The organism is Streptomyces spiralis, from assembly GCF_014654675.1.
GTDB classification, from domain to species: domain Bacteria; phylum Actinomycetota; class Actinomycetes; order Streptomycetales; family Streptomycetaceae; genus Streptomyces; species Streptomyces spiralis.
On record NZ_BNBC01000016.1, the window covers coordinates 39,719 to 65,315 of the forward strand.

Consider the following 25,597-nt stretch of genomic DNA (forward strand, 5'->3'; position numbering starts at 1 on the left):
GCGGCCTCCCTCTTTGTCCGCCCGCTCCGGGAAGGCGCCGGCTCAGAAGCCGACGAGCGCCTCCAGATCGATCTCGACCGGGAACGGCACCTCGGTGACGAGCTTCTCGTGGTGCACGGGGTGCATCGGAGCGGGGATGTACGTACGCGTGTCCGCGTTGAGCCAGTACTCGTGCACGGCGAGCTTCTGGTCCCGGTCGAGTTCGACGCGCCAGTAGCAGGGGACCTTGCACGTCGCGAAGAGCGCGGGCTTGCGCACCCGGTCGTCCTGGCGGGAGCCGGGGGAGACGACCTCCACGACGAGGGCGAGTTCGGCCACCGGGATGCACTCGAGTTCGAAAAAGTCCAGCTTCCGGGGATCGAAGACGATCAGGTCCGGCTTCGGGGTGTTGCGGTCGTCGACCATGACGCACTGTTCGGCCACAACCTCGTACGGCTCGGTCGCCGCGGCTTCGAGAGCACGCAGCAACCGGTCCCGTACACGGTTGTGCCAGAACTTGGTCTGTCCACGAACCACGATCACTCCGTCCACGAGTTCCCAGTCGAAGGGCAGGTCCAGGTGCTTGACCTGGTCGAAGGTCCAGCCGTCGGCCGGCGGGAACATCCAGGTGTCCTCGGTGGCCCGTCCCTGCTGGGGTGTGGTCATCACTGCTCCCATAAGCGACAGTGTGGACGTTGTCACGCCTCGTGGTCTTACGTACGAAGGTAGCGCCACTCGAAGTGGCGAGGCGATGAAGCGCCCTTGACCCACCGATCGGTGCCCCGGCCGTTTACAGCGGGCCCGGTTCGCGCTAGGTTCCCCCGTGAAGTGGGAGCGCTCCCATGGTGACGGTGGACCGGAACCCGCCGTCCGGAAGCGCTCCCACCCGTAGCCGTGCGCACGCGATGAGGGGGCGGGCCCGTGCAGGCCCGCCCCCTCAGGTGCTCGGGATGTGCGTCAGGCCAGCAGCTCCACCTCCGCCAGCGTCGCGGTGCCGTCCAGGACCAGGCGGTACTTCTGATAGGTGCCCGGCGAGGCGATCGTGAAGGGGCGGGTCTGCTTGTCCCAGGTGAAGGACTCGCCGGAGCGCTTGTCCACCGTCGTCCAGTGCGTGCCGTCGGCGGACGCCTGGAGGGTCCACCCCGTCGGGGCCTTCGTGTGGTCGCCGGAGGAGGTCAGGGTGTACTGGACGGCCTTGGTGGCGTCGGCCACCGGCAGGTCCACGGTCGTCACCGTCGCGTCCGTCGACGAGGTGTCGTCGAACAGCGCGCCGTCACCTTTCAGCACGTCCGAGCGCGGGCTCGGCGCCTTGTCGCCGGTCGTGATCGACACGGGGGCGGCGTTCTTCCCCGTGCCCCACGCCGACGGCCGCGGGCCCATGTCGAACTCCAGGACCCCGCCCTTGGAGAGCAGCGAGTGCGGCAGGTTCGTCGAGTTCCACGCGTGGCCGTCGAACCGCACGCCCTGCACGTAGATGTTCTTCGCGCTGTTCTTCGGCGCCTTGATCACCAGATCGTGTCCGTTCTCCAGGTGGACGGTCGCCTTGGTGAACAGCGGGGAGCCGATGGCGTAGTCGCCGCTGCCCATGACCAGCGGGTAGAAGCCGAGCGAGGAGAAGAGGTACCAGGCCGACTGCTCGCCGTTGTCCTCGTCGCCGTGGTAGCCCTGGCCGATCTCGCTGCCGACGTAGAGCCGGGAGAGCACCTCGCGGACCTTCGCCTGCGCCTTCCAGGGCTCACCGGCCGCGTCGTACATGTACGTGACGTGGTGGGCGACCTGGTTGGAGTGCCCGTACTGGCCCATCCGCACGTCCCGGGCCTCGGTCATCTCGTGGATGATCCCGCCGTAGGAGCCGGCGAACTGGGAGGAGGCCGTCTCCGGGGTGGAGAAGTAGGTGTCGAGCTTGTCCCCGAGGGCCTTCTGGCCGCCGTAGAGGTTGGCCAGGCCCCGGCTGTCCTGCGGGGCGGTGAAGGCGTAGCCCCAGCCGTCGGTCTCCGTGTAGTCGTAGCCCCACACGCGCGGGTCGTACTTCGCGGAGTCGACACGCCAGTTGCCCTGGGCGTCCCGGCCCTGGAAGAAGCCCGCCTTCGGGTCGAACAGCTTCACGTAGTCCTGGGCCCGGTTGAGGAAGTACTGCGACTCCTCCTGGTAGCGCTTCTCGCCCGTCTTCCTGTAGAGGGCCTGCCCCATCTGCGCGATGCCGTAGTCGTTGACGTAGCCCTCCATCGCCCACGACAGGCCCTCGCCCGTCGCGGTGCTGGTGTAGCCGAGGAAGGGGGAGGTGCTCATGCCCTTGCGGCCCACGCCGGAGGACGGGGGCACGACCGTGGCGTTCTTCACGGCCGCGTCGTACGCCGCCTTCGCGTCCATGGGGACGCCCTTGACGTAGGCGTCGGCGAAGGCCACGTCCGAGGAGGTGCCGGTCATCAGGTCCGCGTAGCCGGGGGAGGACCAGCGGGAGGTCCAGCCGCCGTCCTTGTACTGCTGCACGAACCCGTCGACCATCTCACCGGCCTGAGAGGGCGTCAGCAGCGAGTACGCCGGCCAGGTGGTCCGGTAGGTGTCCCAGAAACCGTTGTTGACGTACACCTTGCCGTCGACGATCTTCGCGCCGGTGTGCGTCGGCGTGTCCTGGCCGGGCATCGGCGAGAACGGGGAGGCGTACTGGTCCTTCCCGCCGACCTTCTCGAAGCCCGAGTTCGGGTACAGGTACAGCCGGTACATGCTGGAGTACAGCGTGGTCAGCTGGTCCGGTGTGGCGCCCTGGACCTCGACCTTGCCGAGCAGCTTGTCCCAGGTGTGCCGGGCGTGCGCCTTGACGGTGTCGAAGGAGGTGCCGTCCGGGATCTCCTGGCGCAGGTTGTCCCTGGCCTGGTCGACGCTGATGAGCGAGGTGGCCAGGCGCAGGGTGACGGTGTGGTCGTCGCCCGCGTCGAAGCGCAGGTAGCCCTTGACCCCGTCGGCGGAGCCGTCCTTGACGGGCTTGTCGAAGACGCCGTAGACGAAGAGGCGGGTGGCGCCGGTCGACAGCCCGGACTTCACGTCCGAGTAGCCGGTGACGACCCCGTGCTCCTTGTCCAGGGTCAGGCCCGCCTGGTCGGTGACGTTGTCGAACAGCACGCTCGCGTCGTCGCCCGGGTAGGTGAAGCGCAGGGCGGCGGCGTGGTCGGTCGGCGTCATCTCGGCCTTGAGGCCGTTCTCGAACGTCACGCCGTAGTAGTAGGGGCGTGCGGTCTCGTTCTCGTGCCGGAAGGCGAGTGCGCGGGCGGTGGGGTCGGTGTCCGGGGTGCCGGAGGCGGCGGACGGCATCACCTGGAAGGTCTGCCGGTCACCCATCCACGGGCTCGGCTCGTGGCTGGCGCTGAACGCCTGGATCGTCGGCAGGTTGTCGGTGTTGTTCGCACGCGCGTACTCGTACAGCCAGCTCAGCGAGGACGCGTTGGTCACCGGCGTCCAGAAGTTGAAGCCGTGCGGCAGGGCGGTCGCGGGGAAGTTGTTGCCGCGCGAGAAGCTGCCGCTGGAGTTGGTGCCGCGGGTGGTCAGCGCGTAGTCCGCCAGGTGCGCCTTCGGCCGCTCGGGGGCCGCGCGCTTGATCGACACGTCGTCCAGCCAGCCGCGGAACTTCGCCGGTCCGGTGGGGGAGTCGTAGGCGAGCAGGATCCGGTCGATGGTCTTGCCGGCCGCGACCGAGCCGATGCGCGAGACGACGTTGTTCCACTGGTTGACGTAGAGCGACTTGGCCGCGCCCTGCCCCTGCGGGCTGAGCGTGAAGCCGTGCTGGTCCGTCGCGCCCAGTCCGCTCAGATACGTGCCGTCGGTGAAGGCCAGGTCGACGGCGACATTGGTGGCGTCGTAGTCGCGGTCGCCGTCCGCCATCGACGGGTAGATGCGGTACGACAACTGGGTGTCTCGGGAGACCTTGACGTCGACGTCGAAGACCTTGTTGTACGAGTACGCCCGCCCCTGGGCGGTGTGCCGGCCGGCGTAGCGCAGCGCCCGCTTGCCCGTGAAGCCGGCCCCGGACTTCGCGGTCGGCGAGCCGCTCGGGCCGCGGTCGACGAGGGTGAGCATGTCCTGCGGGACCGTGCCGCCGTCGTCGCCGGTGGAGAACTGCACGTCGGCGAGCTGGAGTATGTTCGAGGCGCCGTTGTTCTTCGTGACGTCGAGCCGGAAGTGCTGGTATTCGGCCGGTTCGGCGAGGTCGTACGTCTTCGTCTGGAACCGCTGGGCGAACGACTCGCCGGAGCGCGTGTCGACGGTCTTCCAGTCCTTGCCGTCGGTGGAGGCTTGAAGGGTCCAGTCCTTCGGGTCACGCTCGGCGTAGTCATTGGCGGATGTGAGGGCGTATCGGGTGATTTTTACGGGCTTGTCGAAATCGAACTCGACCCAGCCGGTGGGCTCGAACGTCAGCCACTTGGTACCTGACTCGCCGTCGACGAGGTTCTCCTTGACCTCGCCCGCGCCCGTGTTCTCACCGCTGGCCCGCAGATCGGTGACATGGTCGTCCACGTTGCCCGGAATACCGGTGCTGTAACCGCCGTCCACGCCCGAGGCGCGCTTGCCGCCGTCCGGTGCGGTGTCGACCGTGTTCAGCCAGTCCGGTGCCGGGTCGCCGGCCTCGAACGAGGACGTGAACTCCGCCGCCGCTGCCGGGGCCTTGCCGGGCAGGGCGATCGCCGCCCCCTGGGAACCTACGGCCATGACGAAGGCGGCCGCCAGAACGACCGCCGGAGTCCATCTGTGCCGTGCTCTGCGCTGCATACGAGGGCACCCTCCCTGGTTCTCCCACGCCGGACAACGTTGTCAAATTCGGCGCAAGCTCCAGTAGGGAGTCAAGTGACCAAAGATGTCAAGGGTGTTGTGCGTGGCATTCGGGCGTGAAGTCCGGGATATTTCCCTCAAGCACGCCACAGGCGGCTCATATTTCCGCGAGGTCTCAACTCGGATAAGACCGACAGCGAACCTTGTCTTCGATCTTGCTCCGTCCGCCCGAAGTGGACTATACCTGTCGGCGTCCGCGATGCCGTTCGACCGTGCGGGGGCGGGCCCGGGGGGAGCCGGAAAGGTGGTTTGACGTGCGAAACGCGTCCGCCTCCTTGTTTTCCCAGCGATCCCGGTAGAAGACGCACGAAGTACTTTCTGCACGACCCAGCTTGGCCTTACGCGGTGCCGGGGAGGATCCGGTTCACCGCCTGAGTCCTGGAGAAGGCGAGGACTTGCGCATGGGATCCACTTCCGCCGAGAACCACGGAGGCGTCGGCCGCCGCGACCTGATCAAGCGGTCCGCGGCTCTCGGCCTGATCTCCGTACCCGCGATGAGCTTCCTGTCCGCGTGCGCCAGTGGCGGTGGCGACGGACAGGACAAGGCCAAGTCGGGCAAGAAGACCGCGAAGAATCCGCTGGGGGTCAACGAGACCGCCAAGATGGAATTCGTCCTCTTCGACGGCGGCTTCGGCAAGGAGTACGCCGAGGACGCCACCAAGATCTACCAGAAGAACTTCCCCAAGGCGACGGTCAAGTTCAGCGCCACCCAGAAGATCCAGTCCACGCTCCAGCCTCGGTTCAACCAGGGCAACCCGCCGGACCTCATCGACAACTCCGGCGCCGAGCAGATGGACATGGGCGTCCTCGTCGGCAAGAACCAGCTCGCCGACCTCACCCCGCTGCTGGACGCGCCGTCGTACGACGACCCGAACAAGAAGGTCCGCGACACGCTGCGCCCGGGCATCGTGGAGATGGGCCAGTTCGACGGCCAGCCGGTCTGGATCATGTACTACGCCTACACGGTCTACGGCGTCTGGTACTCGCAGAAGGCCCTGGACTCGCTCGACGAGAAGTACCCCGAGACCTGGGACGAGATGCTCAAGGTCTGCGAGAAGGCCAAGAAGAAGGGCATGGCCGGCTGGACCTACGCCGGCAAGTACCCGTACTACATCCCCTTCTCGCTGTACCCGATGATCGCCAAGGTCGGCGGCCGGGAGGTCCTGGACGCCATCGACAACCTGGAGCCGAACGCCTGGAAGCACCCGGCGGTCAAGGCCTGTTTCGAGGCGTACTACGAGCTCTACAAGAAGGGCTACATCCTCAAGGGCACCCCCGGCCTGGACCACATCCAGTCGCAGACCGCCTGGGCCAAGGGCAAGGCGCTGTTCATCCCGAACGGCTCCTGGGTGGAGAACGAGTCCGCGAACGTGATTCCGCAGGACTTCAACCTCGCGGTCTCCGCCCCCAGCGGCATCGACAGCTCCGACAAGATGCCGTTCGGCACCATCTGGGCCTCCGGCGGCGAGCCCTTCATCGTCCCCGCCAAGGCCGCGAACCCCGCGGGCGGCATGGAGCAGCTGCGCATCATGCTCAGCGAGGCCTCCTCCAAGAACTTCACCTCGAAGGTGAAGTCGCTGACCGCCTACAACGGCGGCACCACGGGCATCGAGCTGACCCCGGGCCTGAAGTCCGGCGTGGCGGCGCTGGACAAGGCCGGCACCAACGTGGTGAACCCGCGGCTGCAGGACTGGTACGTGCAGCTGCAGAAGGAGAAGATCGGTGTGGCCGGTCTGGGCGAGATGATGGCCGGCCGCCTCACCCCGGCGGAGGCCATCAGCAAGATCCAGGGCTTCGCCGACGAGGCCGCCAAGGACACGTCGATCAAGCACTACAAGCACCAGTGAGGGTCCGTCGCCAGGGCCCGTGCGGCGACCGTGACGGCCGCCGGACGGGCCCTGGCGGCACCGTCCGCCCTTCAGATCGGGGACGCTAGCAATGCAGCACGGCAAGTACCGGTTCATCGTGGGGTTTCTGGTCCTACCCCTTGGGCTGTACGCGCTCTTCGTCGTCTGGCCGTTCATCCAGTCCATCTACTACTCGTTCACGGACTGGACGGGCCTGAGTCCCGACTTCAAGATGGTCGGGTTCGACAACTACAAGAGGATGTTCGACGACGAGATCTTCTGGAAGTCGTTGCAGCACAGTCTGCTGTTCGCGCTGGTGCTGCCGGTCGTGACGCTCGGTCTGGCACTGTTCTTCGCCTTCATGATCAATGTCGGCGGGCGGCGCAGGAGAGGCGGACCGGCCATCACCGGCGTCCGCGGCTCCTCGTTCTACAAGATCGTCTACTTCTTCCCGCAGGTGCTGTCGATCGCCATCGTCGCCATCCTGTTCGCGTTCGTGTACAACCCGGACAGCGGCGCGATCAACTCCCTGCTGAGCGCGGTCGGGCTCGACAGCCTTCAGCCGCTGTGGCTGGGCGACCCGGACCTGGCGCTGTGGTGCGTGATGGCCGTGCTGGTCTGGTCGACGACCGGCTTCTTCGTGGTCCTCTTCTCGGCCGGTATGGCCTCCATCCCGGCAGATCTGTACGAGGCCGCGCTGCTCGACGGCGCCAGCCGGTTCGCCACCTTCTTCCGGATCACCCTGCCGCTGCTGTGGGACACCGTGCAGTCCGGCTGGGTCTACATGGGCATCCTCGCCCTCGGCGCGGAGTCGTTCGCGGTCGTACAGATCATGACGACCGGGCCGGGCGGCCCCGACTACTCGACCACCGTCATGGTCCTGTACGTGTACCAGAAGGCGTTCCGTGACGGGCAGGCGGCCTACGCCACCACGATCGGCGTCGCCCTGCTGGTCGTCACGCTGGCCTTCGCGGCGATCGTGATGCGGCTGGGCCGGCGCGAGCGGCTGGAGTTCTGATCATGAAAACGACCGAGACCCCCGCCCCCGTACCGGCCGAGTCCGGCGCCACCGTCTCCAAGGTCGGCGTGCCGGCCGGGACGGACACCCGGCAGAAGAAGGAGGGCGGTGTCCTCAACGTCTTCTCCCACGGCATCCTGATCGTCTGGGCGATCATGGTCGTCATGCCGCTGGTGTGGGCGGTGATGACGTCCTTCAAGACCGACGGCGACATCTTCAGCTCGCCCTGGTCGCTGCCGGACAGGCTGCACTTCGAGAACTGGTCGCGCGCCTGGAGCGACGCCCACATGAGCGACTACTTCCTCAACACCGTTCTGGTGGTGGGGGGCTCGCTCATCGGCACGCTGGTGCTCGGCTCGATGGCGGCGTACGTGCTGGCCCGGTTCGACTTCCCGGGCAACCGGTTCATCTACTACCTCTTCATCGGCGGCATGAGCTTCCCGATCATGCTGGCGCTGGTGCCGTTGTTCTACGTCGTGAACAACATGGGGCTGCTGAACACCATCCACGGACTGATCCTGGTCTACATCGCCTACTCGCTGCCCTTCACGGTGTTCTTCCTGACGGCGTTCTTCCGGACCCTGCCGACCTCGGTGGCGGAGGCCGCCTTCGTGGACGGCGCCTCGCACACCCGGACGTTCTTCCAGATCATGCTGCCGATGGCCAAGCCCGGCCTGATCAGCGTGGGAATCTTCAACTTCCTCGGGCAGTGGAACCAGTACATGCTGCCGACGGTGCTCAACACCGACCCCGACAAGCACGTGCTCACCCAGGGATTGGTGCAGCTGGCCGTGAGCCAGGGCTACAAGGGCGACTGGTCCGGTCTCTTCGCGGGCCTGGTGATGGCGATGCTGCCGGTCCTGGCCGCGTACATCGTCTTCCAGCGCCAGGTGGTGCAGGGCCTGACGGCGGGCGCCCTGAAGTAGCTCCGAGGCCCTTCCCGGGCCCGCTCGCGCGCGTTCCACGCCGAAGCCGCCCCCGGCCGCCGGGGGCGGCTTCGGCGTGCCTTCGCAGCCCCTCCTGCGGCGATCGACGGCCCTCCTGCCGCGATCACCGGCGGAGTGCTTCGGCGTGCCCTACCACGGCTCCGCAGGTGTGTCCAAGGGCCCGGAAACGGTTCAACCTCTTGACGGGAGGCGACACGAACGGCTCATCTTAGAGTTCACTTGTTGGATAGACGGGGCCTCACCGGAGCGGCCCCGCGCTCAGGAGGTCGTCGTGGAGACTCCAGGGTCGCAGTCGTCGCTGCACCGAGCCAACCTGGAGCGGGTCGTACGTGCCGTGCGTCTTGCCGGTTCCCTCACGCAGGCGGAGATCGCGCGGACCACGGGTCTGTCCGCGGCAACGGTCTCCAACATCGTGCGCGAGCTGAAGGACGGCGGAACGGTCCAGGTCACACCCACGTCAGCGGGCGGCCGCCGGGCCCGCAGCGTGTCCCTGAGCGGCGACGCCGGGATCGTGATCGGCGTCGACTTCGGGCATGCGCATTTGCGGGTCGCGATCGGGAACCTCGCCCACCAGGTACTCGCCGAGGAGTCCGAGCCGCTGGACGTGGACGCCTCCTGGGTGCAGGGCTTCGACCGGGCGGAGGAGCTGGTCAACCGGCTGATCGCGGCCACGGGGGTGGACCGCTCCAAGATCGCCGGCGTGGGCCTCGGCGTGCCCGGCCCGATCGACGTGGAGTCCGGCACGCTCGGCTCCACGGCCATCCTGCCCGGCTGGGGCGGCATCAAGCCCGCCGAGGAGCTGCGGGGGCGGCTCGGCGTGCCGGTGCACGTGGACAACGACGCCAACCTCGGCGCCCTCGGCGAGCTGGTGTGGGGCAGCGGGCGCGGGGTCCGCGACCTGGCCTACATCAAGATCGCCAGTGGTGTGGGCGCCGGCCTGGTCATCAACGGGAAGATCTACCGCGGCCCCGGCGGCACAGCGGGTGAAATCGGGCATATTACACTGGATGAATCCGGCCCGGTCTGCCGCTGCGGAAACCGTGGCTGCCTGGAGACCTTCACCTCCGCGCGGTACGTCCTGCCGCTGCTCCAGCCCAGTCACGGCCTCGATCTGACCATGGAAGGCGTCGTACGGCTGGCGCGGGACGGTGACCCGGGCTGTCGTCGGGTGATCGCCGACGTCGGCCGTCACATCGGCAGTGGAGTCGCCAATCTCTGCAATCTGCTCAACCCGAGCCGGGTGGTCCTCGGCGGTGATCTCGCGGAGGCGGGCGAGCTGGTGCTCGGGCCGATCAGAGAGTCCGTCGGGCGCTATGCCATCCCCAGTGCCGCACGCCAACTGTCCGTTCTTCCCGGGGCACTTGGCGGCCGTGCAGAGGTGCTCGGGGCACTGGCCCTGGCGCTCAGCGAGATGGGTGATTCCACCCTCTTGGACGGAAGTGCGGCAGATGCTCGGCGTGTGGCCATGCCCGTCTTCACTTAGAGCAATCCTGTCTTCACTTAGAGAACGAAACATGTCGTTGCCAACCCGTTAAGGATTTACTTCTTGACGTCGCACGTGCGGCCGAGTTGACTTCCGACCACCTCGGCCGCAGCGCGGCCCTGTCAGGGAGGCACCCCCAACAATGAACGCAACGATGCGTAGAGTCGTCATTGGCACCGCCGCTGTTTCGATGGCCCTTTCGGTGGCCGCCTGTGGCAAAGCGGGCGACAAGAAGAGTGACGACTCGTCCAGCAGCGGCTCGGGCGACAAGACGATCGGCCTGCTGCTCCCCGACAGCGTCACCGCACGCTACGAGAAGTTCGACAAGCCCTACTTCGAGGCCAAGGTCAGCGCGCTGTGCTCGGACTGCAAGGTCGAGTACGCGAACGCCGCCGGTGACGCCGCCAAGCAGGCCCAGCAGGTCAGCAGCATGATCACCAAGGGCGTCAAGGTCATCGTGGTCAGCGCCCAGGACTCCGCCGCCATCAAGTCCTCCATCCAGACCGCGGTCAACAAGGGCATCAAGGTCATCGCCTACGACCGCCTCGCCCAGGGCCCGGTCTCCGCGTACGTCTCCTTCGACAACGTCAAGGTCGGCGAGCTGCAGGGCCAGGCGCTGGTCGACGCGCTCGGCTCCAAGGCCACCAAGTCGTCGAAGGTCGTCATGATCAACGGTGACGACGCCGACCCGAACGCCGCGGAGTTCAAGAAGGGCGCCCACAGCGTCCTCGACGGCAAGGTCGACATCGCCTACGAGCAGTCCGGTCTGTGGAAGGACACCGTCGCCGCCCAGAAGATGAAGGCGGCCATCACCCAGATCGGCGCCAAGAAGATCGCGGGCGTCTACGCCGCCAACGACGGCATGGCCGGCGGTATCGCCACCACGCTCAAGGGCGCCGGGATCAGCGGCATCCCGCTGACGGGACAGGACGCGGAGCTCGCGGGCATCCAGCGCATCGTCGCGGGCACCCAGTCCAGCACCGTCTACAAGGCCTTCAAGCCGGAGGCGGAAGCCGCCGCTCAGCTCGCGGTCAACCTGCTCCAGGGCAAGGACATCTCGTCCCTCGCGACGGTGACGAAGACCAGCGGTTCCGGCGACAAGGTGCCCTCGCAGCTGCTGCCCCCGGTGTCGGTCACCAAGGCCAACATCAAGGACACGGTGATCAAGGACAAGCTCTACACCGTCCAGGACATCTGCACCGCCGAGTACGCGAAGGCCTGCAAGGCCGCCGGCCTCGAGTAAGCACTCGAGCGACGCTCGGGTGGCGCTCGTACGAGCCGCACGAGCCCCGACCGCCTCAGCGGTCCCGCGAAACCTGTCCGACGCCCGTCCCGGCCTCCATACCCCGCCGCCGGGACGGGCGTTGGACGGACACCGTTGCCAACGGCAGCGGATTCGCTCATGTTCATCTTGTAAGCGCGTGCTGCATGCACGCTCCTCCGCGCCCGACCTCTCAGGCGCGGCATCCCCGCCGGTCAGGCGGCGAAGGAGATGGTTCACGTGTCCGCTACGCCCGTGCTGGCGTTGCGCGGAGTCTCCAAGCGATTCGGTGCGGTCCAGGCCCTCACCGATGTCGAACTGGAGGTCCACGCCGGAGAAGTGGTCGCCCTCGTGGGCGACAACGGCGCAGGAAAGTCGACCCTGGTCAAGACGATCGCGGGTGTCCACCCCATCGATGAGGGCGTCATCGAGTGGGAGGGCCGGCCGGTCAGCATCACCAAGCCGCACGACGCCCAGGGACTCGGCGTCGCGACCGTCTACCAGGACCTCGCTCTGTGCGACAACCTCGACGTGGTCGGCAACCTGTTCCTCGGGCGCGAGCTGCTGCACCGTGGCGCCATCGACGAGGTGACGATGGAGAAGCAGGCCCGCGAACTGCTGAGCACGCTCTCGATCCGGATCCCGAGCGTGCGTATCCCGATCGCGAGCCTCTCCGGCGGCCAGCGCCAGGTCGTCGCCATCGCCCGCGCCCTGATCGGCGACCCGAAGGTGGTGATCCTCGACGAGCCCACCGCAGCTCTCGGCGTCGAGCAGACCGCGCAGGTGCTCGACCTGGTCGAGCGGCTGCGTGAGCGTGACCTCGGGGTCATCCTCATCAGCCACAACATGGCGGACGTCAAGGCGGTCGCGGACACCGTCGCCGTCCTGCGCCTGGGCAAGAACAACGGCTTCTTCCCCGTGAAGAGCACCAGCCACGAAGACATCATCGCCGCGATCACGGGAGCCACGGACAACGCCGTGACTCGTCGTGCGGAGCGTCGCAGCACGGAGGCGGCAAAGTGAGTGACACGTCCAACACCGTGAAGGGCAAGGGTTCGCCCAAGGACGAGAAGGCCGACGCCGCTGTGGAGGCCCCGACGACCGTGGCCCCCGCGGACGACCCCACGGCTGCCCCGGTGCCTGTCGTCGACCCGCGCCTGCTGGTCCGCGAAGAGGGCCTCAAGGGCTACATCACCGAGTTCAAGCGCAAGGTGAAGGGCGGCGAACTCGGTTCGCTGCCGGTCTTCATCGGCCTGATCATCATCTGGACGATCTTCCAGCTGAAGAACGACCGGTTCCTCAGCGCGGACAACCTGTCCAACATCAGCTACTTCCTGTCGGCCACCGGCATGCTCGCCATCGGCCTGGTGTTCGTTCTGCTGCTCGGCGAGATCGACCTCTCCGTCGGCTCGGTCAGCGGCCTCGCGTCCACCGTGTTCGCCGTCTTCGTGGTCAACCACGGCATGAACGGCTGGCTGGCCCTGATCCTGACGATCATCACGGGCATCGGCATCGGCGCGCTGCACGGCTGGTTCTTCGCGAAGATCGGCGTACCGGCGTTCGTGGTGACCCTGGCCGGCTTCCTCGGCTGGAACGGCCTGATGCTGTGGCTGCTCGGCTCCAGTGGCACGATCAACATCCCTGCCGACTCCGGCCCGGTGCACCTGTTCGGACAGAACTCGTTCTTCATGGACCAGGCCATCGTCGGCGCCTACCTGCTGGCGGGCCTCGGTGTCGTGCTGATGCTCGTGGGCTCGTTCAACGATCAGCGCCGCCGCAAGGCGGCCGGGGTGCCCTTCCGGCCCACCAGTGAGATCCTGCTCCGGGCCGGCCTGCTCGCGGTGGCGTCCTTCGTCGCCGCGGCCACGCTGAACAACTCCGCCGGCGTCTCCAACGCTCTGGTGATCTTCCTCGCCGCGTTGGTCGTCGTCGACTTCGTACTCCGCCGTACGACGTACGGCCGTAAGGTCTTCGCGGTCGGCGGCGGCATCGAGGCGGCGCGCCGCGCCGGCATCAACGTGCCGATGGTGCGGATCACCGTGTTCGCCATCTCCGGTGGCTTCGCGGCTCTCGGTGGCATGTTCTTCGCCGGCCAGACGGCGAGCGCCACGCTGAACGCGGGCGGCGGCAACACGCTGATGCTCGCCATCGCGGCGGCCGTCATCGGTGGTACGAGCCTCTTCGGTGGCCGTGGTTCGGTGTGGTCGGCGCTGCTGGGCATGCTGGTCATCCAGTCGATCCAGACCGGTCTCGACCTGCTGAACATGAACACGTCGATCCAGTACATGATCACCGGTGCGGTGCTGCTGGGTGCGGTGGTCATCGACTCCGTCTCCCGCAAGAGCCAGAAGGCCGCGGGCCGCGCCTGACGGCCCCCTCACCGACCGATGGTGCCCGGCGTCAAGGACGAGGCCGGGCACCATCCGTGTGTCCGGGCACCCGCCCATCATGATTTCCCTTCGTGCCGCCACCTTTCACTCGAAGAAGCAGAAGCAATAAGCGGAAGGGAGAATTGGAAAGGTTGAGGCGGAAATAACAGGTTGACATCCCTGTTCGTCATCCTCGGCCACCTCTACAAGCCGGCCCGGGCCAGCGGCGTCACGGCCGTCCTCGACCCGGCAGCCATCCCCTACCTGGACGGCGCCCGCGAGGCCGTACGCGACGGTTACGTCAGCGGCGGCACCCGGCGCGACCTCGACTGGGTGGGCTCGCACACCCGCTTCGGGCCCGCCGTCGGCGAGGACGAGCGGCTGCTGCTCGCCGACGCCCAGACCTCCGGCGGTCTGCTCGTCGCCGGGGAGATACCCGGTGCGCCCGTCATCGGCCATCTCGCCCCGCGCGGCGACCACTTCGTGACGGTCGGCTGACCCCATGACGTCCCGCACCCGCGTGCCCGCCCACCGGCGCGTGCCCCTCACCGACACCGTGCTCGCGTCGCGCCAGTCGAGGCGCGCGTCGCACTCCCTGGTGCCCGCCCACCAGCCGGGTGTCACCAGCGCGTCGCCCCGGCGGACGGCGTCGCGGGGCAGCCCGCGCAGGTTGACGGCGACCCGGGCGACGGCGTCCGCCCGGTCCACGCTCCGGCCGAGGCTCCGCAACTGCCGGACGCGGACCGGCTCCGCGCGGGACCAGACGCGGACGGGGACGGCGGCGGATCCCACGTGCAGGATCACCTGGCTCGACCGGCAGTCGGCGCACGATGCCTGGGCGAGGGGACGGCGCAAATCAGGGCGGAGCGTGCGCTGCCGCTCGACGTGGGGGAGCGGGCGCTGCCGCGCGATCCGGGGCAGCAGCGGATCGTCGCCGGCCTTGTCGTCCTCGACCTGGAACCGCCGCCGCTGACCCGGCGGGGCGCCGCCGTCCGCCGTCACGCGGACCTCGCCGTACGCCCCGATCGGCCCGACGCCGCCGTCGGGATCGCCCGGCGCGGCGTGGTACGGCGGACCACCCTCACCGCGTCCGGACACCTGGAGCCGGACGCGCGCACACCGGAGGGGACGCGGGAGATCGCCGGGTGGTGCGTCGACGCGGGATGGTGGCGCGAGCGCGGGGAGTTGCCGGCCGCGGCGGTACGGGAGCGGGCCGCCGCGGCCCTGCCACGGGACACCGCGCTGCGGGCCACCGGCCTGCCCGACATCCCGCTGCTGAACGCGGCGGCCGACGAGCTCGGTCTGGTGCGGGACGCAATGGGTCTCCGGGAGGCGGGCGCCCGCCCCGCGCAGGACGATCGGGTCGAGTGCGCCGTCGACGCCGTGTGCGCGAGGCTGCAAGCCGATCCGTTCGACGCGCCCGGGCCGCCCGAGCTGGACGCGCTCGGTCTCACCCCGTTCCATCTGCGCGCCGCCGCCGACCGCGGCCGGGTGCGCCGACTGGCCCAGGGTGTGTACGTGCACCCCGACGCGGTGTCCCTCGCGCTCGCCCGACTGGCACGGCTGCCGCAGCCGTTCACCCTCAGTGCCGGGCGGCAGGCGCTCGGCACCTCACGACGGGTGGCGGTGCCCCTGTTCGAGCTCCTCGACCGGCCGGGGCACACCCGCGTCACCGAGCAGGGCCTCAGGCGGCTGGTGACCGTGGCGACGTAGGTGTTCCCTCAGCCACAGCGCGGCCCGGCGTCGTACGAGATTACGGGCGAAACTGCGACAAATGGGCGGCGCTCCCGGTGACTGGCGTCCGGGGACGGAACATTAGACTCGACCAGTCCAACCAGTTCGACGAAGCCTGATCCGCACAACCAGCTCTCACCAGCTCAAACGCAAGGAGGCACGGGTGCCGCTGCTGACCCGTATCAAGGGACCGCGCGATCTGGACCGGCTCAGCCTGGAGGAGCTGGACCAGCTGGCAGAGGAGATCCGGACCTTTCTCGTCGAAGCGGTCTCCAAGACCGGCGGTCACCTCGGCCCCAACCTCGGTGTGGTGGAGCTGACCATCGCCCTGCACCGCGTCTTCCACTCGCCGAAGGACAAGGTGCTGTGGGACACCGGCCACCAGTCCTACGTGCACAAGCTTCTCACCGGCCGGCAGGACTTCTCGAGGCTGAAGATGAAGGGCGGCCTGTCCGGCTACCCCTCCCAGGCCGAGTCCGAGCACGACGTGATCGAGAACAGCCACGCCTCCACCGTCCTCGGCTGGGCCGACGGCATCGCCAAGGCCAACCAGATCCTCCAGCGCGACAGCCATGTCGTCGCGGTCATCGGTGACGGCGCGTTGACCGGCGGCATGGCCTGGGAGGCGCTGAACAACATCGCCGACGCCAAGGACCGCCCGCTGGTCATCGTCGTCAACGACAACGAGCGCTCCTACGCGCCCACCATCGGCGGTCTGGCCAACCACCTCGCCACCCTGCGCACCACCGACGGCTACGAGCGCTTCCTCGCCCGGACGAAGGAGCTCCTGGAGCGCACCCCGGTCGTCGGCAAGCCGCTGTACGAAACGCTGCACGGCGCGAAGAAGGGGTTCAAGGACTTCATCGCCCCGCAGGGCATGTTCGAGGACCTGGGCCTGAAGTACGTCGGCCCGATCGACGGCCACGACATCGAGGCCCTGGAGTCCGCGCTGGCCCGCGCCAAGCGCTTCGGCGGCCCCGTGATCGTGCACTGCCTCACCGAGAAGGGCCGCGGCTACCAGCCCGCCCTCCAGGACGACGCCGACCGCTTCCACGCCGTCGGCAAGATCCACCCCGACACGGGTCTGCCGATCGCCACCTCCGGCGCCGACTGGACGAGCGTCTTCGGCGACGAGATGGTCAAGCTCGGCAAGGAACGCAGGGACATCGTGGCCATCACGGCCGCCATGCTCCAGCCGGTGGGCCTGGACAGGTTCGCCAAGGCCTTCCCCGACCGGGTCTACGACGTCGGCATCGCCGAGCAGCACGGCGCGGTCTCGGCGGCCGGCCTCGCCCACGGCGGCCTGCACCCGGTCTTCGCCGTCTACGCCACCTTCCTCAACCGCGCCTTCGACCAGGTCCTGATGGACGTGGCCCTGCACAAGTGCGGAGTCACCTTCGTCCTGGACCGGGCCGGCATCACCGGCACCGACGGCGCCTCCCACAACGGCATGTGGGACATGTCCATCCTCCAGGTCGTCCCGGGCCTGCGCCTGGCCGCACCCCGCGACGCCGACCAGGTCCGCGCCCAGCTGCGCGAGGCCGTCGAGGTGAAGGACGCCCCGACCGTCGTGCGCTTCTCCAAGGGCGCCGTCGGTCCCGCCGTACCCGCCGTGGGCCGCGTCGGCGGCATGGACGTACTGCGCGAGCCGGGCACCGACACCCCGGATGTCCTGCTGGTCTCCGTCGGGGCACTCGCCCCCATGTGTCTGGAGATCGCCGTACTCCTGGACAAGCAGGGCATCTCCACCACCGTCGTCGACCCGCGCTGGGTCAAGCCCGTCGACGAGGCCATGGCCCCGCTCGCCGAACGGCACCGTGTGGTCGTCACCGTCGAGGACAACTCCCGCGTCGGCGGGGTCGGCTCCACGATCGCCCAGGCGCTGCGTGACGCGGGCGTCGACGTGCCGCTGCGCGACTTCGGCATCCCGCCCCGCTTCCTCGACCACGCCTCGCGCGCCGAGGTCATGGCGGAGGTCGGCCTGACCGCGCCCGACATCGCCCGCCAGGTCACCGGCCTCGTCTCCCGGCTCGACGGGCGGTTCGAGCGGACGGCCGCCGAGGTCGACTCGGCGGTGCAGCCGGCACGCGACTAGTGCCCCGGCAGGCAACGTCTGCCCGTCAAGGAGCGGCGTCCGGTGCGTTCCCCCACTGCATTGACGGCGTGGGAGGTGCCCCCACTCGGCGTGCCGGCCGGAAGCCCTCGTACTGGACGTGCTTGGGCTTTCGGGCGGTGCAGCGAGAGGGCGTGCCGGGCGTCGCGACGGGGCGAACGTTGCCTGTTGGGGCACCAGGGTCCCTCCGGCGGCGCAACGTTGGCCGAACGGCGGCCGGCCCACCCAGGTGAGCGGGGCCGATGGGGGGCCGCCCTGGTCGTTCGGGGCTCGGTCGAGTCGGCAGCCGGCGGGCAACGCCGCCGGCGGTAATCCTGCTCGAAGAGCTTGGGTGCCAGGCCCTGCGTCTGCGGCACGGTCCGCCGGACAGGACCACCCCCGGGCCCGGCGCCGCACAGCCGTCTCCCTCCGGGGGGCGGATGTCCTCGCCAGACGGATTCAAGCCGGCCGTCGCCACTGGCGTCACGGGTCAGATCCTGTCCGGCACCGGCCGTTCCTGCCGCGCCCTGATCTCCTGCAGGCGGGCCGCGGCCGCGCTCAGCAGCAGGTCCAGGGCCGCGGGGTAGGAGCTTCGCCCCATGTCGGCCACCAGGTGGCGGGCCGTGCCGGCGATGTGCGGGTGGGTGTCGGCGGGCAGCCGGGCGTACGTGGCCCGCCACACGGACGCCTCCGCCTCGCGCGCGGCCCGCGGCAGGGCGATGGCCGCCGAGTCCAGGGCGCCGAAGGCGAGGGCCTGGTCGACGTAGGCGTGGTAGATGCGCACGGCCTCGCCGTCGGGGAAGCCGGCGTCGCGCAGCACGCCGAGGATGGTCTCCACGGCCTGGATCTCGTGGGCCCGTCCGGTGACCCGACAGGAGCTGAGCACGGCGGCCCGGGGGTGGGCGAGGGCGCCCGCGTGCATCTTCAGGCCGAGATCCCGCAGGTCCTCCTGCCAGTCGCCGGTGGGCCGCCAGAGGCGCAGTGTACGGCCGATGAGCTCGTCGGCGATGGCGAGCATCAGGTCGTCGGCGTGGCGGAAGTAGCGGTAGAGCGAGCTGGGATCGGCGCCGAGGGCGCGGCCCAGGCGGCGGACCGAGAGGGCGTCCGCGCCGTGCTCCTCGATCAGCCGCAGGGCGGTGGAGACGATCAGTTCCTCGGACAGGACGACGCCCTGTTTGGTCGGGCGCCTGCGGCGCCGGTCGGCGGGCGGGACGACACGTTCGCTCATCGGTGACCTCTCGGCGGGCGCGGACGCGGCGATCAGAAGTGGCCGTACCTTACGACAACACCGTTGACCTGTTAAAGGGGCGGGCAGTTTCATGTGCCTTCACCGGGGCCGGCAGGGCCCCCAGGTGCGAGCGGAGACGCGCCCATGACCGACACCCTCTCCCCGATCGACCCACCCGCGCGGCCCGCGCTGCGCAAGTCCCTCGGCGTCCTGGACGGCGTGGCCATCGCCGCCTCCAGCACGGCCGCCACCACCAGCATCGGCATCGGCCTCGGAGTCACGGCGGGTGTGGTGGGGCTCCATCTGCCGGCCATCATGCTGCTGGCGTTCCTGCCGGTCCTCGGCATCGCGGGCGCCTACTCCCGGCTCAACCGGGTGGAGCCCAACGCGGGCAACGGGTATGTGTGGGTCGGCCGTTCGCTCACTCCCTGGCTCGGGTTCCTGGTCGGCTGGGTGAACATCGTCGCGACGGTGGCGTTCCTCGCGTACACCACGGCGGTCACCGGTTCGGCGGTGCTACAGCTGGCCGGTGAGGCCGGGCTGCACCGGGTGGGCGGGCACACCCTCGACCCGGGCTCGACCGCGCAGACGACCGCCGTCGGCATCGTGGTCCTGGCCGCCGTCACCCTGACCGCCGTCACCGGCGTGCGGACTGCGGCGCGGCTGCAGGGCGGTCTGCTGGTCTTCGAGTACGTCGTCCTGCTCGGCTTCTGCGGGTACGGCATCGTCACCGGTCCGCACGCCTTCCGGCTGAGCTGGTTCGATCCCTTCGCCATTCCCTCGGCCTCGGCGATCGCCCAGGGGCTGCTGCTGTCGGTCTTCTGCTACTGGGGCTTCGAGAGCGCGTTCAGCGTGAACGAGGAGGTGCGCGACCCGCGGGACGCGTCCCGGGCGGGGATCACCACTCTGGTGACGATGCTGGCGCTGTTCCTGCTCGGGTCGGTGGCCTTCCAGCGCGTGCTGTCGGAGAAGGAACTGGTCGGGCACGGCCCCCAGGGGCTGGCCTACTTCGGCGACCGGCTCGCCTCCCAGCCGCTGGCCGCGCTGCCGCTGGTGGCGCTCATGTTCTCGGCGGTCGCCTCGCTGCAGGCCGGGGTGATCCCCACGGCCCGCGCGATGTTCGCGATGAGCCGGGACCGTACGCTCGGGCCGGTGTGGGCCAGAGTCAGTCGGCGCTACGGCACTCCGGCGGCCGGAACGGTGCTGATCGGCTTCCTGGCGGCCGCGGTGGCGGCCCTGTCCCTGGCCATCCCGCGGCTCGCCGACATGATCATGGCCACGGTGAACGCCGTCGGCATCGTGGTCGCCCTGTCGTACGCGCTCACGGCGCTCGCGGCCGCCGTACGGTTCCGCGCGCTGCTGCGCGAGGACTGGCGGCAAGGGGTGCGCGCGGTGATCCTGCCGGCGCTCAGCGCCCTTGCCCTGCTCGGCCTCGGCGGATACCTCGGCTGGACCTTCTACACCTCCACCGACCACCTGGAACTGAGCGCGAACAACGGCTGGTTCCTGCTGCTGATGCCCGTGGCGATGGTCGCCACCGGTTTCGTCGCCGCGACCTGGGCCCGCTGGGTCCGCCGCTCCCCCTACTTCCGCACCGGCGACGGCACGGACGCCGACGCGCCGCAGTTGCTCGCCACACCCCGATGACCGGCAAGGACCCCTCAAGGAAAGGCACCATGCCCGCAGACCTCCTCTTCACCGGCGGCCCCGTCCTCACCCCCCGGGGCCGCACGGCGACCGCCGTGGCCGTCACCGGCGACCGCATCACCGCCGTCGGGCACGACGAGGTCCTCGGCCTCGCGGGTCCGCGCACCGAGGTCGTCGACCTGGCCGGACGGCTGCTGCTGCCCGGCTTCCAGGACGCGCACGTCCACCCGGTCCCGGCGGGCCTGGAGCTCACACAGTGCGACCTGACCGGGGCGCGGACCGCCGAGGACACCGTGGCCCGCGTGCGCGCCTACGCGGCCGCCCACCCCGAGCGGGAGTGGATCCTCGGCGGCGGCTGGTCGATGGAGGCGTTCGAGGGCGGTACCCCGGCCAAGGAGCTGCTGGACGCCGTCGTTCCCGACCGTCCCGTCTACCTGCCCAACCGCGACCACCACGGCGCCTGGGTCAACAGCCGCGCCCTGGAACTCGCGGGCGTGACGCGCCACACGCCCGACCCGGCCGACGGGCGGATCGACCGGAACACCGCCGGCGAACCGAGCGGCACGCTCCAGGAGGGCGCCATGCAACTCGTCGGGCGCCTCACCCCGCCTGCCACCGCCGCCGACCGGCTGGCCGCGCTGCTGCACGCCCAGGGGCATCTGCACGCGCTCGGCATCACGGCCTGGCAGGACGCGCTCGTCGGGGACTTCCTGGGCATGGAGGACGCCTCGGAGGCGTACCTGACCGCCGCACGCGAGGGCTCGCTCACCGCGCGCGTGGTCGGCGCGCTGTGGTGGGACCGGGAGCGGGGCACCGAGCAGATCCCGGAACTCATGGAGAAGCGGGCCGCGGCCGACCACGGCAGGTTCCGCGCGACGAGCGTGAAACTGATGCTGGACGGCGTCGCCGAGACCGGCACGGCGGCGCTCCTGGAGCCATACCTGGACCCATGCGGCTGCGCGACGGGCAACCGGGGCACGAACTTCATCGATCCCGGTCAACTGCCGAAGTACGTCACCGCGTTGGACGCCGCGGGCTTCCAGTGCCACTTCCACGCACTGGGCGACCGGGCGGTACGCGACGCGCTGGACGCCGTGGAGGCCGCGCGCACCGCGAACGGACCCGGCGACACCCGGCCGCACCTGGCCCACCTCCAGGTCGTGCATCCCGACGACGTGCCGCGGTTCGCCCGGCTCGGGGCGACGGCGAACATCCAGCCGCTGTGGGCGGTGCACGAGCCGCAGATGGACGAACTGACGATCCCCTTCCTCGGACCTGAGCGCGCCGCGTGGCAGTACCCGTTCGGGGCCCTGCTGCGGTCCGGGGCCACGCTCGCCGCCGGCAGCGACTGGCCGGTCAGCAGCCCCGACCCGCTCCAGGGCATCCATGTCGCGGTCAACCGCGTGGCACCGGGCGCTGACGCGCCGGTCTTCCTGCCCGCCGAACGCATCGGCCTCACCGAGGCGCTCAGGGCGTACACGGCGGGCTCCGCCCATGTGAACCACCTGGACGACACCGGGGAGGTGCGCGTGGGGGCGCTCGCGGACCTGGTGGTGCTGGACCGCGACCCGTTCGCCGGACCGCCGGAGGCGATCGGGGAGACGAGCGTGGCGGCGACGTACGTCGGGGGTGTGCGGGTGTTCGCCGCGGCCCCGTGACTTCCTGGACGGTCCCCGACTGCAGGGGGCACCTGTCCAAGCGGGATGCCGGTCCTGACCGGGCACGGACCCCGGTCCGCACCGGCATCCCACTGATCCCGGAATGGGCCGGTTCCGTCACCTCCTACGGGTGGCGGAACCGGCCCTTCTGCGTGAACCTGCCAGTGCCGGGGCATACGCATCCCCAGCCCTCTCGATCATGTCGAGCCATGTCGAGGCGACAAGCGTGGGAGGTAGGCCCGTGAGCAACACGCTGTTCCGGACGAAGAACGTCGAACAGTCGATCAAGGACACCGAAGAACCCGAGCACGCGCTGCGAAAGTCCCTGTCCGCCCTCGACCTGACCGTCTTCGGCGTCGGTGTCATCATCGGCACCGGCATCTTCGTCCTCACCGGCACGGCCGCCAAGAACACCGCAGGCCCCGCCGTGTCCCTGTCCTTCGTCGTCGCCGGTGTGGTCTGCGCGCTCGCCGCCCTCTGCTACGCCGAGTTCGCCTCCACGGTTCCCGTCGCCGGATCGGCGTACACCTTCTCCTACGCCTCACTGGGGGAGTTCCCCGCCTGGATCATCGGCTGGGACCTGGTGCTGGAGCTCGCGCTCGGCACGGCGGTGGTCGCCGTCGGCTGGTCCGGCTACATCCACTCACTGCTCGACAACGCGGGCTGGCACCTGCCCGAGGCGCTCAGCGGCCGGGACGCCGCCACCGGCTTCGGCTTCGACATCCTCGCCGCCCTTCTCGTCCTGGTCCTCACCGCCATCCTCGTCGTCGGCATGAAACTCTCCGCGCGGGTCACCTCGGTGGTCGTCGCCGTCAAGGTGGCGGTCGTCCTCATCGTGATCGTCGCCGGCGCCTTCTTCATCAACAGCGACAACTATGAACCGTTCATCCCCAAGGAACAGCCGGTCGCGGCGGGCGGCAACCTCAAGGCACCGCTCATCCAGCTGATCTTCGGCTGGGCACCGTCCAACTTCGGCGTCATGGGCATCTTCACCGCCGCGTCCGTCGTCTTCTTCGCCTTCATCGGCTTCGACGTCGTGGCCACCGCCGCCGAGGAGACCCGCCATCCGCAGCGCGACGTGCCGCGCGGCATCCTCGGCTCGCTCGTCATCTGCACGACCCTGTACGTCGCCGTGTCGATCGTGGTGACCGGCATGCAGAAGTACAGCGCGCTGTCCGTGGACGCCCCGCTCGCGGACGCCTTCAAGTCCACCGGGCATCCCTGGTTCGCGGGCCTGATCAGCTTCGGCGCCGCCGTCGGCCTGACCACGGTCTGTATGATCCTGCTCCTGGGCCAGGCCCGCGTCTTCTTCGCGATGAGCCGCGACGGCCTGCTGCCCCGCTTCTTCTCCCACACCCACCCGCGCTTCCGCACCCCCTACCGCCCGACGATCCTCCTCGGCGTCGTCATCGCGATCGTCGCGGGCTTCACCAGCCTGAGCGAACTGGCCGAGCTGGTGAACATCGGCACGCTGTTCGCCTTCATCGTCGTCGCGATCAGTGTGATCATCCTCCGCAGGACCCGCCCCGACCTGCCCCGCGCCTTCCGGACCCCGCTGGTGCCGTTCGTCCCGGTCGTGTCGGTCCTGGCCTCCCTGTGGCTGATGCTGAACCTGCCCGCCGAGACCTGGCTGCGCTTCGCCATCTGGATGGCGATCGGCTTCGTCGTCTACTTCCTCTACGGCCGCACCCACAGCCGCCTCGCGCTCCGCGAGCAGGCCGCCGCCACCAAGACCCCGGGCACAGGCGCCACCGGCGCCCCCTGACAGCCGGACCGGACCCGCGGCAGCGCGCGCTATCCGCGCACCGCCCGTGGCCCGGTGACCTCGGCGCCCAACTCGCTCACGCGCCGCCGCAGTTCCCGGTCGGCCGTGACGACGAGGACGGGCCGCGGACCGGCCTGCTCGACCAGTTCGACGATGCGGTCGTCACCGCTGCCGGCGGCGGCCTCGACCCGTACGCCCGGCACCGCGCTCACCCCACGCGCCGCGCCCTCGACCACCAGGACGATCTCCGCCCGCTCGGCCAGGTGCGGCACGCCGTCCGCCGCCAGCCGGTCCCGCAGACGTTCCGCGGCCCCCCGGCGGTCCCGCCACCATCCGTCGGGTACCGACCCGACGACGTTCGCACCGTCGACGATCACAAGCAGGGGAGGCGTCTCGTCCATGGATTCAGGGTCGCACGGGGCGCATGGACCGCAGGACAGACGAGCCCGCAGCGGCGCTCCGGGCGCGGCGGGAGCGTGAGCGAAGGCCGGGTCAGGAACTGCCGCCCGTGGCCGGGGACTTCTTCGCGGACTCCGGGATCGGGGAGTCGCTGCGGATGGCCTTCCACAGCTCCGACGCCTGCGGCTCCGCGGCCACCACACGGTTGGGGTCGACCTTGTCGTACTGCACCGGCATCATGATCGTCTCCATCGTGGAGGGATCGACACCGTTGAGGCTGCGTCCGAACTCCGCCAGCTTGGTCAGCGAGGCGAGGTCGGAGTCGGTGGTCAGGGCCGAGGTGAGCTTGTCGGCGATCTTGTAGCTCTTGGTGGGGCTGCCCAGCAGGTCCTGCTTCTTGATCTCGCTCAGCAGGTCCAGCATGAACTGCTGCTGCAGGCTGATGCGTCCGAGGTCGCTGCCGTCACCGAAACCGTGCCGGGTGCGCACGAACTGCAGCGCCTGCGTGCCGTTCAGCCGGTGCGGGCCCTTGGTCATGTTCAGGCCGCTGGACGTGTCGTGGATGTCCTGCGGGACGTTGACGGTCACCCCGCCGATGGCGTCCACCAGCCCCTTGAAGCCGGCGAAGTCTATCTCCACGTAGTGGTCCATGCGGACCCCGGAGATCTTCTCCACGGTCTTGACCACACAGGCCGGACCGACCTGCGAGTAGATCGAGTTGAACATCACACGCTTCGCCGAGGGCACCGTGCTGCCGTCGGACTTGGTGCAGTCCGGCCGGGTGACCAGGGTGTCCCGGGGGATGCTGACGGCGACGGCCTTGGTGCGGCCCTCGGGGATGTGCATCACCAGCGCGGTGTCGGAGCGGGCACCGGAGACATGGCCGGCGTCCAGCGCGGCGTTCGCCCCGGCCCGCGAGTCGGAGCCCAGGATCAGGATGTTCTGTCCCGAAGTGGGTAGTTTCTCCGGCCGGTTGTCACCGATGGCCTTGTCGATGTCGACGCCCTTGATGTTGCCGTCCAGATCGCTGTAGAGCCAGTACGCGGTGCCGCCCGCCGCCAGCACCAGGACCAGCAGCGTCAGCAGGACGATGCGCCCCCAACGTCGTTTGCCTCGCTCGCGGCGCCGACGGGGCGGTGGCGTGCTCGAGTTGGGGCGCTGCGTCGTCGAGACGTGGCTCATCCTGCCTGAGTCCTCGCATGTCGTGCCCGTGACGGGCGGGTGGGAAGGGACTCGGGTGGGGGAGCCGGTCCACGCGGTGTTGGGCTGACGCAGCACTATAGACGCGTATGCGATTACATGTGTGCTCCAAGCGTCCAGATAGTGAAAGCCTACGAAAGAATTAGTAT

17 protein-coding genes and 1 pseudogene are annotated in these 25,597 nt (G+C 69.3%); 13 read left to right on the forward strand and 5 right to left on the reverse strand.

Annotated elements, in window-relative coordinates; translation table 11 throughout:
• Window positions 1-42 precede the first annotated feature (42 nt).
• Window positions 43-645 carry a Uma2 family endonuclease gene (locus IE318_RS18145; protein ID WP_229903579.1) on the reverse strand — a complete coding sequence of 201 codons (603 nt, stop codon included), beginning with the start codon at window positions 643-645 and terminating at the stop codon, window positions 43-45.
• A 291-nt stretch (window positions 646-936) separates the two neighbouring features.
• The gene (locus tag IE318_RS18150; RefSeq protein WP_189901601.1) at window positions 937-4,740 is read right to left on the reverse strand and encodes a GH92 family glycosyl hydrolase; all 3,804 of its coding nucleotides are present in this window, start codon (window positions 4,738-4,740) and stop codon (window positions 937-939) included.
• 461 nt (window positions 4,741-5,201) lie between these two features.
• Between IE318_RS18150 and ngcE the strand changes: the two genes are divergently transcribed.
• The 10 genes and pseudogenes from ngcE to dxs all read left to right on the forward strand — a co-directional run bounded on the left by ngcE (window position 5,202) and on the right by dxs (window position 17,554).
• Entirely contained in the window at window positions 5,202-6,647 is a 1,446-nt protein-coding gene (ngcE, locus tag IE318_RS18155) for an N-acetylglucosamine/diacetylchitobiose ABC transporter substrate-binding protein (protein ID WP_030177835.1), read from the forward strand.
• A 91-nt stretch (window positions 6,648-6,738) separates the two neighbouring features.
• Window positions 6,739-7,665 (forward strand): carbohydrate ABC transporter permease, encoded by a 927-nt coding sequence (locus IE318_RS18160; protein WP_030177837.1) that lies wholly within the window; start codon window positions 6,739-6,741, stop codon window positions 7,663-7,665.
• Between the two features lie 2 nt (window positions 7,666-7,667).
• Complete coding sequence (locus IE318_RS18165; protein ID WP_030177838.1) at window positions 7,668-8,591, forward strand: carbohydrate ABC transporter permease; 924 nt, start codon at window positions 7,668-7,670, stop codon at window positions 8,589-8,591.
• 292 nt (window positions 8,592-8,883) lie between these two features.
• Window positions 8,884-10,095: an ROK family transcriptional regulator gene (locus IE318_RS18170; RefSeq protein WP_189901603.1), complete on the forward strand. Its 1,212-nt coding sequence runs from the start codon at window positions 8,884-8,886 to the stop codon at window positions 10,093-10,095.
• A gap of 154 nt (window positions 10,096-10,249) precedes the next feature.
• Window positions 10,250-11,338 (forward strand): sugar ABC transporter substrate-binding protein, encoded by a 1,089-nt coding sequence (locus IE318_RS18175; protein ID WP_189901605.1) that lies wholly within the window; start codon window positions 10,250-10,252, stop codon window positions 11,336-11,338.
• A 249-nt stretch (window positions 11,339-11,587) separates the two neighbouring features.
• Window positions 11,588-12,379, forward strand: coding sequence for an ATP-binding cassette domain-containing protein (locus IE318_RS18180; protein WP_030177843.1), 792 nt, complete (start codon window positions 11,588-11,590; stop codon window positions 12,377-12,379).
• Window positions 12,376-13,725 (forward strand): sugar ABC transporter permease, encoded by a 1,350-nt coding sequence (locus IE318_RS18185; protein ID WP_078917337.1) that lies wholly within the window; start codon window positions 12,376-12,378, stop codon window positions 13,723-13,725. The genes IE318_RS18180 and IE318_RS18185 overlap by 4 nt, the downstream gene beginning before the upstream one ends.
• Window positions 13,726-13,908: 183 nt before the next feature.
• Window positions 13,909-14,223: pseudogene (locus IE318_RS18190) on the forward strand (selenide, water dikinase SelD); the annotation flags it as partial.
• Between the two features lie 294 nt (window positions 14,224-14,517).
• Window positions 14,518-15,438, forward strand: coding sequence for a SelB domain-containing protein (locus IE318_RS18195; RefSeq protein WP_189901607.1), 921 nt, complete (start codon window positions 14,518-14,520; stop codon window positions 15,436-15,438).
• A gap of 184 nt (window positions 15,439-15,622) precedes the next feature.
• The gene (dxs, locus tag IE318_RS18200; protein WP_189901609.1) at window positions 15,623-17,554 is read left to right on the forward strand and encodes a 1-deoxy-D-xylulose-5-phosphate synthase; all 1,932 of its coding nucleotides are present in this window, start codon (window positions 15,623-15,625) and stop codon (window positions 17,552-17,554) included.
• Between the two features lie 487 nt (window positions 17,555-18,041).
• On the opposite strand, the gene IE318_RS18205 is transcribed toward dxs, so the two are convergent.
• Window positions 18,042-18,779 (reverse strand): TetR/AcrR family transcriptional regulator, encoded by a 738-nt coding sequence (locus IE318_RS18205; protein ID WP_189901611.1) that lies wholly within the window; start codon window positions 18,777-18,779, stop codon window positions 18,042-18,044.
• Between the two features lie 144 nt (window positions 18,780-18,923).
• On the opposite strand from IE318_RS18205, the gene IE318_RS18210 reads away from it, so the two are divergent.
• The 3 genes from IE318_RS18210 to IE318_RS18220 all read left to right on the forward strand — a co-directional run bounded on the left by IE318_RS18210 (window position 18,924) and on the right by IE318_RS18220 (window position 23,849).
• Window positions 18,924-20,426, forward strand: coding sequence for an APC family permease (locus IE318_RS18210; protein WP_189901614.1), 1,503 nt, complete (start codon window positions 18,924-18,926; stop codon window positions 20,424-20,426).
• Window positions 20,427-20,455: 29 nt separating this feature from the next.
• Window positions 20,456-22,084, forward strand: a complete 1,629-nt coding sequence (locus IE318_RS18215) for an amidohydrolase (RefSeq protein WP_189901616.1) — start codon at window positions 20,456-20,458, stop codon at window positions 22,082-22,084.
• Window positions 22,085-22,325: 241 nt separating this feature from the next.
• Window positions 22,326-23,849 carry an amino acid permease gene (locus tag IE318_RS18220; RefSeq protein ID WP_189901618.1) on the forward strand — a complete coding sequence of 508 codons (1,524 nt, stop codon included), beginning with the start codon at window positions 22,326-22,328 and terminating at the stop codon, window positions 23,847-23,849.
• A 29-nt stretch (window positions 23,850-23,878) separates the two neighbouring features.
• Here the strand turns inward: IE318_RS18220 and IE318_RS18225 are convergent, their stop codons facing one another.
• Window positions 23,879-24,250, reverse strand: a complete 372-nt coding sequence (locus IE318_RS18225; RefSeq protein ID WP_030184160.1) for a PIN domain-containing protein — start codon at window positions 24,248-24,250, stop codon at window positions 23,879-23,881.
• A 91-nt stretch (window positions 24,251-24,341) separates the two neighbouring features.
• Window positions 24,342-25,430, reverse strand: a complete 1,089-nt coding sequence (locus IE318_RS18230) for an LCP family protein (protein WP_189901620.1) — start codon at window positions 25,428-25,430, stop codon at window positions 24,342-24,344.
• Window positions 25,431-25,597 lie beyond the last annotated feature (167 nt).

What these genes read in the sequence shown, in the direction of transcription:
- IE318_RS18145 (WP_229903579.1), bottom strand. Translation starts at nt 645, where the DNA reads ATGACCACACCCCAGCAGGGACGGGCCACCGAGGACACCTGGATGTTC.
- IE318_RS18150 (WP_189901601.1), bottom strand. Translation starts at nt 4,740, where the DNA reads ATGCAGCGCAGAGCACGGCACAGATGGACTCCGGCGGTCGTTCTGGCG.
- ngcE (WP_030177835.1), top strand. Translation starts at nt 5,202, where the DNA reads ATGGGATCCACTTCCGCCGAGAACCACGGAGGCGTCGGCCGCCGCGAC.
- IE318_RS18160 (WP_030177837.1), top strand. Translation starts at nt 6,739, where the DNA reads ATGCAGCACGGCAAGTACCGGTTCATCGTGGGGTTTCTGGTCCTACCC.
- IE318_RS18165 (WP_030177838.1), top strand. Translation starts at nt 7,668, where the DNA reads ATGAAAACGACCGAGACCCCCGCCCCCGTACCGGCCGAGTCCGGCGCC.
- IE318_RS18175 (WP_189901605.1), top strand. Translation starts at nt 10,250, where the DNA reads ATGCGTAGAGTCGTCATTGGCACCGCCGCTGTTTCGATGGCCCTTTCG.
- IE318_RS18180 (WP_030177843.1), top strand. Translation starts at nt 11,588, where the DNA reads ATGGTTCACGTGTCCGCTACGCCCGTGCTGGCGTTGCGCGGAGTCTCC.
- IE318_RS18205 (WP_189901611.1), bottom strand. Translation starts at nt 18,779, where the DNA reads ATGAGCGAACGTGTCGTCCCGCCCGCCGACCGGCGCCGCAGGCGCCCG.
- IE318_RS18210 (WP_189901614.1), top strand. Translation starts at nt 18,924, where the DNA reads ATGACCGACACCCTCTCCCCGATCGACCCACCCGCGCGGCCCGCGCTG.
- IE318_RS18215 (WP_189901616.1), top strand. Translation starts at nt 20,456, where the DNA reads ATGCCCGCAGACCTCCTCTTCACCGGCGGCCCCGTCCTCACCCCCCGG.
- IE318_RS18225 (WP_030184160.1), bottom strand. Translation starts at nt 24,250, where the DNA reads ATGGACGAGACGCCTCCCCTGCTTGTGATCGTCGACGGTGCGAACGTC.
- IE318_RS18230 (WP_189901620.1), bottom strand. Translation starts at nt 25,430, where the DNA reads ATGAGCCACGTCTCGACGACGCAGCGCCCCAACTCGAGCACGCCACCG.